At 43.2% G+C, this 479-nt stretch carries 1 protein-coding gene; it reads left to right on the top strand.

Going from position 1 to position 479, the window contains the following annotated elements; all coding sequences use genetic code 11:
- Positions 1-95: 95 nt before the first annotated feature.
- On the top strand, positions 96-479 hold a 384-nt coding region (locus AQ1_RS12290), incomplete at its 3' end, for a hypothetical protein (RefSeq protein WP_152550433.1).

Raw genomic sequence — 479 nt, 5'->3', positions numbered from 1 at the left:
GTCCGCTGACCCCTGAACGAATGCTCGCGCATAGGGTGCGGTTCAATACTGGGAATATAATATATGCTATCTATTATTCTAAACTGAGCTTCGAATTGGATTTTTATATATTGCAATTTGAGGATGTTGCTCAAAAATATTACGATGCAAGATGCCCAATATATAGAGCGTATGTAAAGGACGTACTAAAAATTTCCAATCGGAAAGTACATCAGAATAATCTTGATATTTACATTTACGATTGGGATGAGCGTCACGAGATTTTGTATGGCTGGCTGCGTCGCGATGTCAGTGAAGTTGCGGGATTTGGCCCTGCTGCAGCCATTGGCGAGTTGTTCGCCTGGTATCATTCTTCTGAGTATATCTCAGGCACCCTTCCGCAAGAGGTGGAAGATATGATCTCTGGTCGAGATTATGACAGCGCAGATCATTGGGCTAAGGTTCAATATGAAGGCAAGCGCTATGAGGATATCAAGCGC

Source organism: Iodidimonas nitroreducens (assembly GCA_000710935.1).
Classification (GTDB): Bacteria; Pseudomonadota; Alphaproteobacteria; order Sphingomonadales; family Rhodothalassiaceae; genus Iodidimonas; species Iodidimonas nitroreducens.
Note: the sequence above shows the minus strand (reverse complement) of the source record. Positions and strands in the feature narration are given on the sequence as shown.